Origin of the sequence: Streptantibioticus silvisoli, assembly GCF_027947535.2 — a bacterium.
Taxonomy (GTDB): Bacteria; Actinomycetota; Actinomycetes; order Streptomycetales; family Streptomycetaceae; genus Streptantibioticus_C; species Streptantibioticus_C silvisoli.
Genome location: NZ_JAAGKO020000036.1, coordinates 18,359 through 37,360, shown reverse-complemented (window position 1 = coordinate 37,360; position 19,002 = coordinate 18,359). Strand labels below are relative to the sequence as shown.

The 19,002-nt window shown below is 73.0% G+C and carries 2 protein-coding genes and 1 pseudogene; 1 reads left to right on the top strand and 2 read right to left on the bottom strand.

Going from position 1 to position 19,002, the window contains the following annotated elements; all coding sequences use genetic code 11:
* Positions 1–28: 28 nt before the first annotated feature.
* Positions 29–15,868, bottom strand: a complete 15,840-nt coding sequence (locus POF43_RS22580) for a type I polyketide synthase (RefSeq protein WP_282704718.1) — start codon at positions 15,866–15,868, stop codon at positions 29–31.
* A gap of 412 nt (positions 15,869–16,280) precedes the next feature.
* Here POF43_RS22580 and POF43_RS22575 point away from each other — a divergent pair, with 412 nt between their 5' ends.
* The gene (locus tag POF43_RS22575) at positions 16,281–17,015 is read left to right on the top strand and encodes an FkbM family methyltransferase (protein ID WP_271313946.1); all 735 of its coding nucleotides are present in this window, start codon (positions 16,281–16,283) and stop codon (positions 17,013–17,015) included.
* Between the two features lie 96 nt (positions 17,016–17,111).
* Here the strand turns inward: POF43_RS22575 and POF43_RS35340 are convergent.
* A pseudogene (locus tag POF43_RS35340) lies at positions 17,112–18,983 on the bottom strand (beta-ketoacyl reductase); the annotation flags it as partial.
* Positions 18,984–19,002 lie beyond the last annotated feature (19 nt).

The following is a 19,002-nucleotide window of genomic DNA, read 5'->3' as shown; positions in this document are numbered from 1 at the left end:
TCGGTCATTGCACCTGGCGCGAGCGCGCTCACGAGACGCCGAGGTCGTTGTCTATGAAGGCGAAGACGTCGTCGGCCGACGCGTCCTGGAGCTTGTCGGCCACCTGGCCGTCCGCGGCGCCGGTCAGCGCGGCCAGCTTGCGCACCAGCGCCTGGAGGCTGTCGCCGAGGCGGGCCCGGTCCAGCGCGTCGTCCGTCATCGACTCCAGCCGGGCGGTGAGCCGTTCGACCTCGTCGACCACGTCGCCGGCCGGCGCCGGCCCGGGGGGCGGTGCGGCCACGAGCCGGGTGACCAGGTGGGCCGCCAGCTCGCCGGGCGTGGGGTAGTCGAAGACCGCGGTCGCCGGCAGCCGCAGCCCGGTCGCGGTGCCCAGCCGGTTGCGCAGTTCGACCGCGGTCAGCGAGTCGAACCCGACCTCCCGGAACGGCCGGTCGGCGCCGATCGCCTCCGGCGTGGGGTGCCCGAGCACCGTGGCGGCGTGCGTCCTGACCAGCTCCACCAGCGTCCGGCGCCGCTCGGCCACCGGCAGCCGGGTGAGCTGGTCGGCGAGCGAGGCCGGCGCGGTCCGCACGGCGTCGGCCGCCCGGCGGCGCGGGGCGCGTACCAGGGCGCGGAACAGCGCCGGGACCCCGGCGGCGTCCTCGGGCCGGCCGCGCAGCGCTGCCGGGTCGAGGTTGACCGGCACCAGGTGCGCCCGGCCCAGTCCGACGGCGGTGTCGAACAGTTCCAGGCCCTGGGCCGTGCTCAGCGGACCGCCCGCGTGTGTCGCCCGGGCCAGTTCGGTGCCCGACAGGTGTCCGGTCATGGCGCTGGCCTGTTCCCACAGCCCCCAGCCCAGCGACACCGCGGGCAGCCCCTGGTGCCTGCGGTGCTGCGCGAGGGCGTCGAGGAAGGCGTTGGCCGCCGCGTAGTTCGCCTGGCCCGGCGAGCCGAACGTGGCCGACGCCGACGAGTACAGCACGAACATCGCCAGGTCCGCGTCACGGGTCAGCTCGTGCAGGTGGAGCGCCGCGTCGGCCTTCGGCCGCAGGACCGCGTCCAGCCGCTCCGGGCTCATCGTGTCGAAGACCCCGTCGTCCAGCGTGCCGGCCGCGTGCACCACACCGGTCAGCGGGTGTTCGGCCGGTACGGCGGCCAGCAGCGCGGCCAGCGCCTCCCGGTCCGCCACGTCGCACGCGGCCAGTTCGACCCGTGCCCCGGCTTCCGCCAGTTCGGCGGCCAGCTCCCGGGCGCCGGGGGCGGCGGGGCCCTGCCGGCCGGCGAGCAGCAGGTGGCGTACGCCGTGCTCGTGCACCAGGTGCCGGGCCAGCGCCCCGGCCAGTACGCCGGTGCCGCCGGTGATCAGCACCGTGCCCCGCGGGTCCAGGGCGGCGGGCAGGGTCAGCACGTTCTTGCCGATGTGCCGGGCCTGGCTGATGAACCGGAAGGCGTCCACCGCCTGCCGCAGGTCCCACGCGGTGATGGGCAGCATCCGCAGCGCGCCCCGGTCGAGCAGGTCCAGGATCTCGGCCAGCATCGCGAAGAGGCGTTCCGCGCCGGCCTCGGCGAGGTCGAACGCCCGGTAGGACAGGCCGGGGTACTCCTCGTCCAGCTCGGCGGCGTCGCGGATGTCGGTCTTGCCCATCTCGATGAATCGGCCACCGGGCGCCAGCAGTTCGATGGAGGCGTCGACGAACTCCCCGGCCAGCGAGTTCAGGACGATGTCGACGCCCCGCCCGTCGGTGGTGACCCGGAAGTGCGGTGCGAAGTCCAGCGTCCTCGACGACGCGATGTGGTCGTCGTCCAGCCCCCACGAGCGCAGCACGTCCTCCTTGCCGGCGCTCGCGGTGCCGAAGACCTCCAGCCCGAGGTGGCGGCCGAGCTGTACGGCGGCCATGCCGACGCCGCCGGCCGCCGAGTGCACCAGCAGCGTTTCCCCGGCCTTGGCGCCGGCGAGGTCGACCACCCCGTAGTAGGCGGTCAGGAAGACCGTCGCCAGCGAGGCGGCCTCGGCGAACGTCCAGCCGGGCCGCATCCGCACCAGGGCGCGGCGCTCGGCCACGGTCACCGGTGCGAAGCAGCCCGCGAGGAGTCCGAAGACGCGGTCGCCGACGGCGAGGTCCGTGACCGCGGAGCCCACTTCGAGCACCACTCCGGCGCCCTCGGTGCCCATCACGGCCTGGTCCGGCACGATGCCCAGGGCGATCGCCACGTCACGGAAGTTGACCCCCGCGGCGCGTACCGCGACGCGGACCTCGCCGGGGGCGAGCGGCGCGGACGCGGCGGGCGCGGGCAGCAGCGCCAGCCCGTCCAGCGCGCCGTGGCCGGTGGTGTCCAGCCGCCACGGCTCGCCCGCCGCGGGCGGGATCAGCGCGCTCTCGCCGGCCCTGACCAGCCGGGGCGCCAGCAGCTGTCCGGCGCGTACGGCCACCTGCGGCTCGTCCGCGGTCAGTGCCGCGGGCAGCGCCTGCCAAGAGCCGGGACGGGCGTCGAGGTCGACGAGCACGATCCGGTCGGGGTTCTCCGACTGGGCGGAACGCAGCAGGCCCCGGGCCGCCGCCGCCGGCAGGTCGGGCACGTCCTCCCCGGCGTTCACCGCCACCGCGCCGTGGCTCACCACGACCAGGCGGGCGTCGGCGAGGCGCTCGTCGCGCAGCCACTCCTGCGCGGTCGCCAGCGCCTCGTCGGTGGCCTCCCGCACGGTGCCGGCCGCCGCCGGGGACCACACGACGTGTTCGGGTACGGACAGTCCGGCGTCCACGGCGGCCATCAGCGCGGCCATGTCCTGGTACCAGGAGACCTGCCTGCCGGACTCGATGAGTTCGACGGGTTCGCTCTGCCCGACCACCGTCAGGCGGAAGGCCGCCGACGGCTCGTCCGCGGTCACCGGGGTCCACTCCACCTGGAACAGCGCGTCCGACGCGCCGCCACCGCGGTTGGCGCGCAGTTGGGCGGCGGAGACCGGGCGCAGGGTGAGCGACTCGGCCCGGGCGACCGGGGCGCCGGTCGCGTCGGCGACCGCGACCGCGAGGGTGTCCGTGCCCAGCGGCGTCAGGCGCACCCGCAGCGCCGGTGAGCCCGTGGCGTGCAGTGACACCCCGCTCCAGGCGAACGGCAGCTTCGCCGGGCCGTCCGCGCCGAGCAGTCCGCCGAGTCCGGCCGCGTGCAGGGCCGCGTCCAGCAGGGCCGGGTGCAGGCCGAACGACGCGGCGTCCTTGCGTATGTGGTCGGGGAGGGCGACCTCGGCGAAGACCTCCTCGCCGCAGCGCCACGCCGCCGTCAGCCCCCGGAAGGCCGGGCCGTAGCCGTAACCGCCGTCGGCCAGCGCCTCGTAGAAGCCGTCGACCGGGAGCGGTTCGGCGCCCGGCGGCGGCCAGGCGACCAGGTCGAAGCCGGGAGCGGCGGTGCCGGGTGCCAGCGTGCCGGTGGCGTGCCGGGTCCACCGCTGGTCGGCGCCGGACCGCTCCGGCCGCGAGTGGACGGTGACCGTCCGCCGTCCGTCACCGTCCGGCGCGCCGGCGACGACCTGGAGCTGGACCCCGGCCCGCTCCGGCAACGTCAGCGGCACCTCGAAGGTCAGCTCGTCGACCACGGGGCAGCCGAGCTGGTCGCCCGCCTGCAACGCCAGTTCCACGAACGCGGTGCCGGGCAGCAGGACGGTGTCCATCACCGCGTGGTCGGCGAGCCAGGAGTGCGTGGCCAGCGACAGCCGTCCCGTCCACAACGTGCCCTCGCTGTCGGCCGGTTGGACCGCCGCACCGATCAACGGGTGCCCCACGGCCGTCAGTCCGGCCGACGCCACGTTCGTCGGGAGCTGCGACGTCTCCGGCCAGAAGTGCTGGTGCTGGAAGGCGTACGTGGGCAGGTCGACCCGGCGGCCACCGAACGGCTCCAACACCGCACGCCAGTCCACCGGCAACCCGTGCACGTAACCGTGCGCCAGCGCGGTCAGCCACCGCTGCGTGCCGCCCTCGTCGCGCCGCAACGTCCCCAGCACCGCAGCCGCCGCACCCGCCTCCGCAACGGTCTCCTCCACGCCCACCGTCAGCACCGGATGCGCGCTGACCTCCACGAACAACGACCGGCCCGCCTCCAGCAGACTCCGCGTCGCCCCCTCGAACTCCACCGTCTCCCGCAGATTCCGGTACCAGTACTCCGCATCCAGCCCCACGGTGTCCATCAACCCACCGGTCACCCCGGAGTAATACGGAACACCCGACTGCCGCGGAGACACCGTGAGTTCACCCAGCAAACGCTCCCGGATCCGCTCCACATGCACCGAATGCGACGCGTAATCCACCGGAACACGACGCGCCCTGACCCCCCGCTCCCCGCACAACTCCAACAACTCGTCCAACGCGGCAGCATCACCCGACACCACCGTCGATGACGGACCATTCACCGCCGCCACCGAGATCCCCGCACCCCACCCACCGATCAACTCCTCCACCAGGGCACGCGGTTGAGCCACCGACACCATCCCACCCAACCCCGACAACACCTCACCAATAGCCCGACTCCGCAACGCCACCACCCGCGCACCATCCTCCACACTCAACCCACCCGCCACCACCGCAGCAGCAATCTCACCCTGCGAATGACCCACCACCGCCGACGGCACCACACCCACCGAACGCCACAACCCCGCCAACGACACCATCACCGCCCACAACACCGGCTGAACGACGTCAACGCGATCGAACCACGCAACACCCTCATCACCCTCGGCGCGCAACACCTCCAGCAACGACCAGTCCACGAACGCGCTCAGCGCCCGCTCGCACTCCTCGATCCGCTCCCGGAACACCGGTGAGGCGTCAAGCAACTCCCGGGCCATGCCGACCCACTGCGAACCCTGCCCGGGGAAGACGAACACCGCACCCCCGGAACCCACCTCACCCACCCGACGCACCACACCCGGAGCATCCGCACCCGACGCCAACCGCTCCAACCCACCCCGCAACACCTCAACATCAGAACCCAGTACCACCGCACGATGCTCCAACACCGCACGCGACGACACCAACGACCACGCCACATCCACCACACCCGGCACGACCGCCGCCTCCGACACACCCTCCAACAGCCCGAGCAACCGCTCCGCCTGACCGGCCAACGCACCCGCCGAACCACCGGACAACACCCACGGCACCACAACAGCCCCAGCCACAGCCGCAGCCGCCGCAGGAGCCAGGACATCCGACGCGGCAAGGACGTCCGAGGGAGCCAGGTCCTCTGAAGGGGCCAGGTCGTCCGACGGGGCACGGTCCGCCACCTCGACCGAAGGCGCCTCCACGATCACATGCGCGTTCGTCCCGCTCACCCCGAACGACGAAACACCCGCCCGGCGCGGACGCCCCTCCACCTGCGGCCACTCGCGCGCCTCGGTGAGCAACTCCACCGCACCCGAAGCCCAGTTCACGTGCGGCGACGGCGCGTCCACATGCAACGTCGCGGGCAACACACCCCGACGCATCGCCATCACCATCTTGATCACACCCGCCACACCCGAAGCAGCCTGCGTATGACCGATGTTCGACTTCACCGAACCCAACCACAACGGCCGCCCCGCAGCCCGACCCTGCCCATACGTCGCCAACAGCGCCTGCGCCTCGATCGGGTCACCCAGCACCGTGCCGGTACCGTGCGCCTCCACCACGTCCACGTCCGACGCCTCGACCCGCGAGTTCACCAGCGCCTGCCGGATCACCCGCTCCTGCGACGGACCGTTCGGCGCCGTCAACCCGTTCGACGCACCATCCTGATTCACCGCACTACCCCGCACCACCGCCAACACCCGATGACCATTGCGCCGCGCATCCGACAACCGCTCCACCAGCAACACACCCACACCCTCACCCCACCCCGTACCATCCGCACCCGCCGCGAACGACTTGCACCGCCCATCAGCCGCCAACCCACGCTGCGCACTGAACTCCGCAAAAATCCCCGGCGTCGCCATCACCGTCACACCACCCGCCAACGCCAACGAACACTCACCACCCCGCAACGCCTGCACCGCAAGATGCAACGCCACCAACGACGACGAACACGCCGTATCCACCGTGACCGCGGGGCCTTCGAGACCGAACGTGTACGACACCCGGCCCGACACCACGCTGGCGGAGCTGCCGGTGGCGACGTAGCCCTCGACCCCGGCGACGCCGGAGATCAGGGCGAGGTAGTCGTGGCTGTTCATGCCGGCGAAGACACCGATCTGGCTGCCGCGCAGCGAGGTCGGGTCCATCCCGGCGCGTTCGAAGACCTCCCAGCAGGCCTCCAGCATCAGCCGCTGCTGCGGATCCATCGCCAGCGCCTCACGCGGCGAGATCCCGAACAGGCCGGCGTCGAAACCCGGCGCCTCGTGGACGAAACCGCCCTCGCGGGTCATCGCGTCGTCCTGGTCGGCGTCGTCGTCGCCGACCAGCCAGCCGCGGTCCGTGGGGAAGGCGCCGATGCCGTCCGTGCCGGAGGCGACCAGCTGCCACAGGTCCTCCGGGGAGCGGACGCCGCCGGGGTAGCGGCAGCTCATCGCCACGATCGCGATGGGCTCATCCGTACCGGGGACGGCGGTGCCACCGGTCCGCGGCAGACTCTGTTCCGCGGCGGTGATGCCCAGCTCGTCGGACAGCCGCCGGGCCAGGGCCGTGGCGTTCGGGTGGTCGAAGACCAGCGTGGTGGGCAGGACGAGGCCGGTGACCTGCGACAGCCGCTCGCGCAGTTCCACGGCGGTCAGCGAGTCGAAGCCGAGGTCCTTGAACGGCCGTTCCGCCTCGATGACCTCGGCGGAGGCATGGCCGAGCACCTCGGCGGCGCCGGACCTGACCAGTTCCACCAGGACGCGCAGCCGGTCGTCGGGGCCGATCGCGGCGAGGCGCCCGCGCAGTTCGGCGGATCCGGCCTGCTCGTCCTCGGCGGCGCGCGCGGGGGCGGCCTCCGGCAGTTCGGCGAGCAGCGGGCTGGGCCGGCGGGAGGTGAACGCGGCGGCGAACGGCGCCCAGTCGACGTCGGCGACGGTGACGCAGCCGAGGTCGTGGTCGACGGCGTCGGCGAGCGCGCGCAGCGCCAGTTCGGGGTCCATGGCGGCCAGGCCGCGGCGGTGCAGGTACTCCTCGCCGCCCTCGGCCGCGAGCATGCCGCCCCCGCCCCACGGTCCCCACGCCACCGAGGTGCCGGTGAGCCCGCGGGCGCGGCGGTTCTCGACGAGGGCGTCGACGAAGGCGTTCGCCGCCGCGTACGCGGCCTGTCCCCCGCTGCCCCACACCCCGGCGATCGAGGAGAACGTCACGAACGCCTCCAGCGGGACGCCGGCCAGCAACACGTCGAGGTGGGCCGCGCCCGACACCTTCGCACGCAGCACCTCGGCCAGGTCGGCCGGCCCGGCGTCGGCCAGCGGCACGGAGTCGATGACCCCGGCGGTGTGGACCACGCCGGTCACCGGATGCGCGGCGAGCAGGGCGGCCAGCGCGGCGCGGTCGGCGATGTCGCAGGCGACCACTACCGCTTCGGTGCCCGAGCGGGACAGTTCCGCGACGAGTTCCGGCGCCCCGGGGGCGTCGATGCCCCGGCGGCTGGTCAGCACGAGCTTGCGGGCACCGCGTTCGGCGAGTACCCGGGCGACCCGCGCGCCGAGGGCGCCGGTGCCGCCGGTGATCAGCACGGTGCCGTTCGGCCGCCACTCACGCCGTTCGGCGCCGGCCGCGAGGGGGGCGCGGGCCAGCCGCCGGGCGTAGACCCCGGAACCGCGCACGGCGACCTGGTCCTGCGTGCCGTGGGCGAGCACCGCCACCAGGCGGGTGCCGGCGCGCCGGTCCAGCGACTCCGGCAGGTCGAGCAGCCCGCCCCACTGCTGCGGGAACTCCAGGGCGGCCGTGCGGCCCAGCCCCCAGACCTGGGCCTGGGTCGCGGCGGCGGGCCGGTCGGAGCGGTTGACCGCCACGGCGCCACGGGTGGCCGCCCACAACGGCGCGTCGATGCCGGCCGCCACCAGGGCCTGGAGCAGCACGACCGTCGCGGCGAGACCGCGGGTCAGCCCCGGGTGGCCGGGGTGGCCGTCCTCGTCGAGTCCGGTCAGGGACAGCACCCCGGCCAGGCCGCCCGCGGCGTCGGCCGCCTCCCGCAGCCGGTCGGCCACGGCGGCGGCGTCGTCCCGTTCGACGTCGAGCACGAGGTCGGCGACCGTCGCTCCGCCGTCGCCCAGGGCACGTACGACGGCGGCGACATCGTCGGCCGCGGGGGACCCGGCGGGTGCGACGACCAGCCAGGTGCCGGAGAGGGTACCGGCCGGCAGGTCGGTCAGCGCCCGCCAGGCGGCGCGGTAGCGCCAGCCGTCGACCGTCGACTGCTCCTGGCGCTTGCGGCGCCAGGAGGACAGCGCGGGGAGTACGGCCCCCACGGTGTCGGGGTCCAGGCGCAGCGCGTCGGCGACGGCGGTGAGGTCCTCGCCCTCCACCGCCGCCCAGAACTCGGCCTCGGCGGCACCGCCGCCGAACGCCGCGGGCTCGACGAAGGTGTCCAGCCAGTACCGCTCGCGCTGGAAGGCGTAGGTGGGCAGTTCCACCTTCCGGCCGCCCCAGCCGGCGAAGACGGCGGACCAGTCGATCCGGACGCCGTGCGCGTGCGCGGCGGCGATCATCCGCAGGGCGGTCTCGGCCTCGTCGCGTTCGGCGCGCAGGGCGGGGGCGAGCACGGTGGCGTCGCCGGCGGGCAGGCACTCCCCGGCCATGGCGGTCAGGACGCCGTCGGGGCCGAGTTCGAGGAAGCGGGTGACCCCTTCGTCGTGCAGCCACCGGACACCGTCGGCGAACCGGACCGCCTCCCGTGCGTGCCGCACCCAGTACGCGGGGGTCCGGATCAGCTCGGGGTCGGCGGGGGCACCGGTCAGGTTGGAGATGATCGGGATACGTGGTGCGTTCAGGGTCAATCCGCTGGCGACGGCGGCGAATTCATCGAGCATCGCCTCCATGCGGGGCGAGTGGAACGCGTGCGAAACGGCCAACCGCTTCACCCGCCGACCAGCATCCCGCCACGCCGACTCCAGCTCCGCGATCACATCCTCATCACCGGAAACCACCACCGACGACGGCCCGTTCACCGCCGCCACACTCACCTCGGGACGGTCCTCGATCTCCGCGACAACATCCGCCTCAGCAGCCTCCACCGCCAGCATCGCCCCACCCGCCGGCAACGCCTGCATCAACCGACCCCGCGCACCCACCAGCACACACGCGTCATCCAACGACAACACACCGGCGACATGCGCCGCCGCCACCTCACCGATCGAATGCCCCAGCAAGAAGTCCGGCGTCACACCCCACGACTCCACCAACCGGAACAACGCCACCTCAAGCGCGAACAACCCCGCCTGCGTATAAGCCGTCCGATCCAGCAACGCACCATCGGCGAACATCACTTCACGCAACGGACGGTCCAACTCCCCGTCCAACCCCGCACACACCGCGTCCAACGCCTCCGCGAACACCGGGAACCCGGCGTACAACCCGGCACCCATACCGGCACGTTGCGCACCCTGACCGGTGAACAGGAAGGCGAGGCGGCCCTCGCGGACGGTTCCCCGTACGGCGCCGGGCGGCAGGTCGCCGTCGGCCAGCGCGGTCAGCGCCTCCCGGAAGCCGGCGGGGTCGGCGGCGAACACCACGGCCCGGTGTTCCAGGCCGGCCCGCGAGGTCGCCAGGGAGCGTGCCACGTCCAGCACGGCCGCGTCGGGGCGGTCCTGCGTGTGGGCGGCGAGGGCGGCGCACTGGGACCGCAGTCCGGCGGCGGTCCTGGCCGACACGAGCCAGGGCAGCGTGCGCGGGGGCGTCGCGGCGGGCGCGGCGGGGGCTTCCTCCTGCGGCGCGGGCGCCTGCTCGATGATGACGTGCGCGTTGGTGCCGCTGACGCCGAAGGAGGAGACGGCCGCCCTGCGGGGTTCGCCGGTCCGCGGCCACGGCCGGGCGTCGGTGAGCAGTTCCACCGCGCCGGCCGACCAGTCCACGTGCGCCGTCGGCTCGTCGACGTTGAGCGTCCTGGGCAGGACGCCCTGCTGGATGGCCATCACCATCTTGATGACGCCGGCCACGCCGGACGCGGCCTGGGTGTGGCCGATGTTCGACTTCAGCGATCCGAGCCACAGCGGCTGGTCGGCCGGGCGCTCCTTGCCGTAGGTGGCCAGCAGCGCCTGCACCTCGATCGGGTCGCCGAGGGTGGTGGCGGTGCCGTGTCCCTCGACGACGTCCACGGCGGACGACGTGAGCCGGGCGTTGGCGAGCGCCTGCCGGATGACGCGTTGCTGCGCGGGGCCGTTGGGCGCGGTCAGGCCGTTGGACGCGCCGTCCTGGTTGACGGCGCTGCCGCGTACGACCGCCAGCACCTGGTGCCCGTTGCGCCGCGCGTCGGACAGCCGTTCCAGCAGCAGGACGCCGACGCCCTCGCCCCAGCCGGTGCCGTCGGCTGCGGTGGCGAACGACTTGCAGCGGCCGTCGGTGGACAGGCCGCTCTGGGTGTTGAACTCGGCGAAGATGTCGGGGCTGGTCATCAGCGCGACGCCGGCCACCAGGGCCATCGAGCACTCCCCGCCGTGCAGCGCCTGGCCGGCCAGGTGCAGCGCGACCAGGGACGACGAGCACGCGGTGTCCACCGTGAGCGCCGGACCTTCGAGGCCGAAGGAGTAGGCGATGCGGCCGGACATGACGCTGGCCGACGTACCGGTGATGTAGTGGCCGCTCAGTCCGGCCGTCAGCCGCATACCCACGCCGTAGCCGGAGGTGGAGGCGCCGACGAAGACACCGGTCCGGCTGCCGCGCAGCGACTGCGGGTCCAGCCCGGCCCGTTCCAGCGCCTCCCAGGACGCCTCCAGCAGCACGCGCTGCTGCGGGTCCATGGCCACGGCTTCCCGCGGCGAGATGCCGAACAGGCCCGCGTCGAAGGTGGTGGCGTCGTAGACGAAGCCGCCCTCGGGGGTGTAGCCGCCCTCGGGGGTCGCCAGGTCCCAGCCGCGGTCGGTCGGGAAGCCCGACACGCCGTCGGCGCCGGCGGCGACCAGGTCCCACAGCTCCTCGGGCGAAGCGACGCCGCCCGGGTAGCGGCAGCTCATCCCCACGATGACGATCGGCTCGTCGGCGTCGACGACGGTGGACGGCGCCACGTCGGCGGCACCGGCGTCGGCACCGGTGAGTTCGTCCACCAGGAACCGGCTGAGCGCCCGGGGGGTCGGGTAGTCGAAGAGCAGGGTGGCCGGCAGCCGCAGGCCGGTCGCCGTCCTGAGCCGCTTGCAGGTCTCGACCGCGGTCAGCGAGTCCAGCCCGATCTCCTTGAAGGGCCGGTCGGGCTCGACGGCTGCGAGGTCCTGGTAGCCCAGCACGGAGGCGGTCGCCGACCTGACGACCTCCAGCACGACCCGGGCCCGCTCGTCGGTGCCGGCCCGCGCGATCTCCCGCTGAAGGGCCGACAGCACGTCGCCGTCGTCCGCCGTCCGGCCGGCGTCGGCGCCCAACACGGCCCGTACTTCCGGCAGATCGCCGATCAGCGGGCTGGGGCGGCCGGAGGTGAACGCCGGGGCGAACCGCTCCCAGTCCACGTTGGCGACCGTCACACCGCTCTCGCCGCGATCGACGGCTGCGGCGAGCGCCGCGACGCACAGCTGCGGCGGCATCGGGTCGATCCCCCGGCTGCGCAGGTACTCCCCCGCGCCTCCGCGGGTCGCCATGCCGGCGTCCGCCCACGCGCCCCAGGCCACCGAGGTGGCCGGCAGGCCGTCGGCCCGCCGCCGCTCGGCCAGCGCGTCGAGGAACGCGTTGGCCGCCGCGTAGCCGGCCTGGCTCCCGCTGCCCCAGATCCCGGCGATCGAGGAGAACGTCACGAAGGCGTCCAACGGCCGGTCGGCGAGCAGTTCGTGCAGGTTGACCGCGCCCGTCACCTTCGCGCGGAACAGGTCGGCGAGGTCCCCGGGCTCGATGTCGGTCAGCGGCATGGACACGTCGATGCCCGCAGCGTGGACCACCGCGGTCACCGGGTGCTCGGCCAGCAGCGCCGCCAGCGCCGCGCGGTCGCCGACGTCGCAGGCGGCGACGGTCGCGGTCGCGCCGAGTTCGGCCAGTCGGGCCACCAGTTCGGCCGCTCCCGGCGCGTCGGGACCGCTGCGGCTGGTGAGGACCAGTCGCCGCGCGCCCCGGCCGGCCAGCCACGTCGCGACCTGTGCGCCGAGCGCGCCGGTGCCGCCGGTGACCAGCACCGGGCCGGACGGCACCCACTCCGCGACGGCACCCTGGGGCATCGGCGCCCGGCCCAGCCGTCGCGCGAACACGCCGGAGGACCGCACGGCGAGCTGGTCCTCACCGGCGGCGCGGCTGCCAAGGACGGCGGCGAGCCGGGCCCGGCCGCGCTCGTCCAGTGCGTCGGGCAGGTCCACCAGACCGCCCCACCGCGCGCTCTGTTCGAGCGCCACCACCCGGCCGAGGCCCCACACCTGCGCCTGGACGGGGTTGCGCAGGCCGTCGGACCTGCCGGTCGAGACCGCGCCCGTGGTGACGCACCACAGCGGGATCTCCAGACCGATGTCGATCAGGGCCTGGACCAGGCACGCCGTGGCGGTGACGCCGACGCCCACTCCCGCCTCGTCCGGGTGCTCGCTCTCGTCGAGGCCGAGGAGCGACAGCAGGTGGGTGGGCATGTCGCCCATCGACACCAGGTCGTCGAGCTGTTCCGCCAGCGCCCAGCGGTCCATCCCGTCGTCCTCGACGACGAGTTCCAGCACCTCGGCGCCGTGTTCCCGCAACGCCAGCAGGCACTGGGCGGCCGGTTCGCTCTCCGCCAGGCCGCGCGGCGTGACGACGAGCCACGTCCCGGACAGCGCGCAGGACGCCGGGTCGCCGACCGGCTTCCACGAGACCTGGTAACGGTAGGAGTCCACCGTCGACCGGTCCCGCCGGGCGCGGCGCCAGGAGGACAACGCGGGCAGCACGGCCGCGAGTTCGTCGCCGGTCTCCAGCCGCAGCGTGCCGGCGATCTCGTCGACGTCGCCGCGCTCGATGGCCGCCCAGAACTCGGCCTCGGCCGGGTCCACCGCGAGCGGCGCGTCGGTCTCCTCCGACACCAGCCAGTAGTGCTGGTGCTGGAAGGCGTACGTGGGCAGGTCGACCGTGCGGCCACCGAACGGCTCCAGCACCGCACGCCAGTCCACCGGCAACCCATGCACATAACCCTCGGCCAACGCCGTCAACCACCGCTGCGTGCCGCCCTCACCACGCCGCAACGTCCCCAGCACCGCAGCCGCCGCACCCGCCTCCGCGACCGTCTCCTCCACACCCACCGTCAGCACCGGATGCGCGCTGACCTCCACGAACAACGACCGGCCCGCCTCCAGCAGACTCCGCGTCACCCCCTCGAACTCCACCGTCTCCCGCAAATTCCGATACCAGTACTCCGCATCCAAACCTGCGGTGTCCACCAACCCACCGGTCACCCCGGAGTAGTACGGAACACCCGACTGCCGCGGGGAAACGGTGAGTTCGGCCAGCAAACGCTCCCGGATCCGCTCCACATGCACCGAATGCGACGCGTAGTCCACCGGAACCCGACGCGCCCTGACCCCCCGCTCCTCACACAACTCCAACAACTCGTCCAACGCCGCCGCGTCACCCGACACCACCGTCGACGACGGACCATTCACCGCCGCCACCGAGACCGCCGCACCCCACCCACCGATCAACTCCTCCACCAGGGCACGCGGTTGAGCCACCGACACCATCCCACCCAACCCCGACAACACCTCACCAATAGCCCGACTCCGCAACGCCACCACCCGCGCGCCATCCTCCACACTCAACCCACCCGCCACCACCGCAGCAGCAATCTCACCCTGCGAATGCCCCACCACAGCGGACGGCACCACACCGGCGGAACGCCACAACCCCGCCAACGACACCATCACCGCCCACAACACCGGCTGAACGACGTCAACGCGATCGAACCACGCCGCGCCCTCATCACCCTCGGCGCGCAACACCTCCAGCAACGACCAGTCCACGAAAGCGCTCAGCGCCCGCTCGCACTCCTCGATCCGCTCCCGGAACACCGGCGAGGCGTCAAGCAACTCCCGCGCCATCCCCACCCACTGCGAACCCTGACCCGGGAAGACGAACACCGCCCCCCCGGAACCCACCTCACCCACCCGACGCACCACACCCGGCGCATCGCCACCCGACGCCAACCGCTCCAACCCACCCCGCAACACCTCGACATCGGAACCCAGCACCACCGCACGATGCTCCAACCCAGCACGCGACGACACCAACGACCACGCCACATCCACCACACGGACATCCGACACCCCGGCCAGATGCGAACCCAACCGCTCCGCCTGCCGCCCCAACGCCTCCGCCGAACCCGCCGACACCACCCACGGCACCACACCGGCCTCCACCGGCACCACCACAGCAGCCATCTCAGCCGCCACCTCGACCGAAGGCGCCTCGTCCTCGGACGGCGCTTCCTCCACCCGGTCGACCGGCGCCTCGATGATCACGTGCGCGTTCGTCCCGCTCACCCCGAACGACGAGACGGCCGCCCGGCGCGGACGCCCCTCCACCGCCGGCCACTCCCGCGCCTCGGTGAGCAACTCCACCGCACCGGAGGCCCAGTCGACGTGCGGCGACGGCTCGTCCACGTGGAGCGATCGCGGCAACACCCCGTGCCGCAACGCCATCACCATCTTGATGACACCGGCCACGCCGGCCGCGGACTGGGTGTGACCGATGTTCGACTTGATCGATCCGAGCCACAGCGGCCGCTCCGCAGGCCGTTCCTGGCCGTAGGTGGCCAGCAGCGCCTGGGCCTCGATCGGGTCGCCCAGCACGGTTCCGGTGCCGTGCGCCTCCACCACGTCCACGTCGGACGCCTCGACCCGCGAGTTCACCAGGGCCCGGCGGATCACCCGCTCCTGCGACGGACCGTTCGGCGCCGTCAACCCGTTCGAGGCGCCATCCTGATTCACCGCGCTGCCTCGCACCACCGCGAGCACCTGATGGCCGTTGCGCCGGGCGTCCGTCAACCGCTCCACGAGCAGGATGCCCGCGCCCTCGCCCCAGCCGGTGCCGTCCGCCCCCGCGGCGAACGACTTGCAGCGGCCGTCGGCGGCCAGTCCGCGCTGGGCGCTGAACTCCGTGAAGATCCCCGGCGTCGCCATCACGGTCACACCGCCGGCCAACGCCAAAGAGCACTCACCGCTGCGCAGCGCCTGCACGGCGAGGTGCAACGCCACCAGCGACGAGGAGCACGCGGTGTCCACGGTGACCGCGGGGCCTTCGAGGCCGAAGGTGTACGACACCCGGCCGGACACCACGCTGGGGGCGTTGCCGGTGAGGAGGTGGCCCTCGATCCCCTGGGGGAGCTTGCGCACGCCCGCGCCGTAGGCGGACGACGACGAGCCGATGAAGACCCCGGTCTCGGTGCCGCGCAGCGATGTCGCGTCGATCCCGGCGCGTTCGAAGACCTCCCAGCACGTTTCCAGCATCAGCCGCTGCTGCGGGTCCATCGCCAGCGCCTCACGCGGCGAGATCCCGAACAGGCCGGCGTCGAATCCCGACGCCTCGTGTACGAAACCGCCCTCGCGCACGTACGAGGTTCCCTGGCGGTCGGGATCGGGGTCGAACAACGCGTCGAGTTCCCAACCGCGATCGGCGGGGAACTCGGTGATTCCGTCATTGCCCGAGGTGACGAGTTGCCAGAGTTCCTCGGGGGTGCGCACGCCGCCCGGATAACGGCAGCTCATGCCGACGATCGCGATCGGCTCGTGCTCGCGCGCCTCAGCGGCCGACAGCCGGCGACGGGCCTGCCGCAGATCAACGGTCAGCCGCTTGAGGTAGTCGAGGTATTTCTGGTCGTCCGCCACTCGATGCCACCTTCTCCGGACCGCCAGGCCCGACACCTGACGCGCGCCATCCATTCAGGGGAAACGGCGGCCGGTCACCGTCACCATTCCAGGAATGAATACATACACAATCGTTGAAGAGTAAGATCGTCTCCGACCCTACGAACCCGCGCGCGTCGCACACAACCCCCTAACCACCCCTATGGGATGCCCGTCGGCGCCTTCCGGGCCGGTCACGCGGTGGATTCCCGGCCCGTCGTCGGCCCGGCGGCGCGGCGCGCGCCCCCCGAGGGCCGTACAACAAGGGGCATCCGTCACAAAGGTTGGAAAGCCACAGGTGAGCGGCTACGATTCGAACCCCCCACATTCCGGTGCTGGCCCGTCTCTTTGCAGCTCCCCCAGGGGTACGCCGGAGAACAGCGAAAGAGTGCCTATGTCCAAACTCCTCGATCTGGGTGGCGGCTTGCACGTCTATGCCCAGAGCATCATGGAAACCCGCTTCATGCACGATGAGATATTCAATGAGGGGTGTTACGACGTCGATCTCCCCGATCGCCCCTTCATTGTGGATGTCGGCGGAAACATCGGGATGTTCGTCCTCTATATCAAGAGCAAATACCCGGACGCGGAGATCATCTCCTTCGAGCCGATGCCCCAGTCGGCCGCGGTCTTCCGTCAGAACGTCGCCCTGCACCGGCTCGAGGGCATCACGCTGAACGAGGTCGCGCTGGGCAGCGAGACGGAGGGCAACGTCATGTTCGCCTTCTATCCGATGCTGCCGGGCAACTCGACCCGGTACCCGGAGACCAAGGTGCTGCCCATGGTCCAGATGGCCGAGGCCGTGCCGCAGAAGACCGTCGACCAGATGTACAAGGTCCAGGAGGTGAACGCGACCGTGGAGCGGCTGGCGTCGTTCCTGCCCGAGGACCGGGACGTCGACCTGCTCAAGGTCGACGTCGAGGGCGCGGAGGCGGACGTCCTGCTCGGCATCGCCGCGGACCAGTGGCCGCGCATCCACCAGGCGGTCCTGGAAGTGGCGGACCTGGACGGCCAGTTGGAGAAGGTCAACGGCATCCTGCACGATGCCGGTTTCACGACGGCCGTGACGCAGGCACCGCTGACCGAGGCGCGAAACGTCACGTACATGGTGCACGCCACACGCACCTGACCGTCGCGGAAGCCACCGTGACGACCGCGGGGCCCGGCAGCACGCGCCGGGCCCCGCAGTCGTGCTCGCAGTCGTGTTCTCAGCCGGTGTCCGCGGTCAGGACAGGCCGAGTTCCCGCTGCACCATTTTGATCATCTCCTCGTCCGACGCGTCGTCGAGATCATCGAGATCGTCGCCGCCGGCCGGCGACTCGGGCGCCGCCGATCCGCCGGCCGCCCACTTCGACAGGAACGCCTGAAGCCGGACGGCCACCTTGACCCTGGTCAGCCCGTCGGGCTCGGACTGGCTGAACGCCTGCTCCACCGCCTCCAGTTGGTCGAGCAGACCGGTGATCCCGGAGGCGGGACCGACGGCCAGCTCCTGGCGCAGGTACCGGGAGACGTCGAGCGGGGTCGGGTAGTCGAACACCAGCGTCGAGGGCAGGTCCAGTCCGGTCTCGGCGGCCAGCCTGTTGCGCAGTTCCACCGCGGTCAGCGAGTCGAAGCCCAGTTCCTTGAACGCCTGCTCCGGCGAGACCGCGTCGGCGGAGGCGTGCAACAGCACCTCGGCGACCGCGCCGGTCACCACGGCCACCACGACCGCCTCCTGCTCGGGCTGCGCCAGCGCGCGCAGCCGTTCGCGCAGTTGCTCCCCGCGCTGCTCCCGCTCCGGGGAGGGTGCGGTGGCGGCCGGGCCCGCGGGGACGAGGCCGTCGAGCAGCGGGCTCGGCCGGGCCACGGTGAACGCCTCGGTGAAGGTCTCCCACCGCACGTCGGCCACGGTCAGGCAGGTCTCCCCGCCGTCCACGGCGTGCCCGAGCGCGGTGAGCGCGCGCTGCGGCGACAGGGCGTGCAGGCCCCGGCGGCGCAGGTACTCCTCGCTCTGCCCGTCGCCCACCATGCCGGCCCCGGCCCACGGTCCCCAGGCGACCGAGGTCGCGGTGCGGCCCCGGGCCCGGCGCTGTTCGGCGAGCGCGTCCAGGTAGGCGTTGCCGGCCGCGTAGGCCGACTGGCCGCCGCTGCCCCACACCCCGGCGATCGAGGAGAACAGCACGAAGGCGTCCAGCGGCGCGTCGCCCAGCAGGTCGTCCAGGTGGGCGGCGCCGAGCACCTTGGCCCGGGTCGCCTCGGCGAACGCGGCGGTGTCCGTCTCCTCCAGGGCGGCCGGCACCGACACACCGGCCGCGTGGACCACCGCGGTCAACGGCCGGTCGGCGGGTACGGACTCCACGAGCGCGGCAAGGGACGCCCGGTCGGCGACGTCGCACGCGACCACCGTGGCGGCGGTGCCCAACTGGGCGAGTTCGGCGACGAGTTCGTCCACGCCGGGGGTGTCGGGTCCGCGCCGGCCGGTGAGCAGCAGGTGCTGGGCGCCGCGGCCGGCGAGCCAGCGGGCGACGTGTGCTCCCAGGGCTCCGGTGCCGCCGGTGATCAGGACCGTGCCGGACGGTTCCCACCGCTGCTCGGGTACCCGGCCGAGCGGCGCGTCCACCAGCCGGCGGGCGAACAGGCCGGCGCCGCGCACGGCGAGCTGGTCCTCTCCCCCGGCGCCGGACAGCGCGGTCACCAGGCTGCGGCCGGTGTCTTCGTCGAGGCTGTCGGGCAGGTCGATCAGGCCGCCCCAGATCTGCGGGTGCTCCAGGGCCGCCACCCGGCCGAGTCCCCACAGCTGAGCCTGGGCTTGACCGGCCGGGGCGTCCGTGGCCGCGGTGGAGACGGCCGCGCGGGTCAGGCACCACAGCGGCGCCCGCACCGGGGCCTCGCCCAGTGCCCGCAGCAGGGTGAGGGTCGCGGCGATTCCCCTGGTCAGGTGGGGATGGCCCTGCTCGGGGCGCTCGTCGAGCCCGAGCAGGGACACGACGCCGTCCACCGGGCCGGCCTCGGTGAGCCGTTCGGCCAGCGGTTGTCCGTCGGCGGCGGTGGGCGTCACCTCGACCACCTCCGCACCGTGGGCGCGCAGCACCCGGAGCGTCGCGTCGACCGTCCCGTGGGCCGTGCGGTCGTCCGGT

What these genes read in the sequence shown, in the direction of transcription:
- POF43_RS22575 (WP_271313946.1), top strand. Translation starts at nt 16,281, where the DNA reads ATGTCCAAACTCCTCGATCTGGGTGGCGGCTTGCACGTCTATGCCCAG.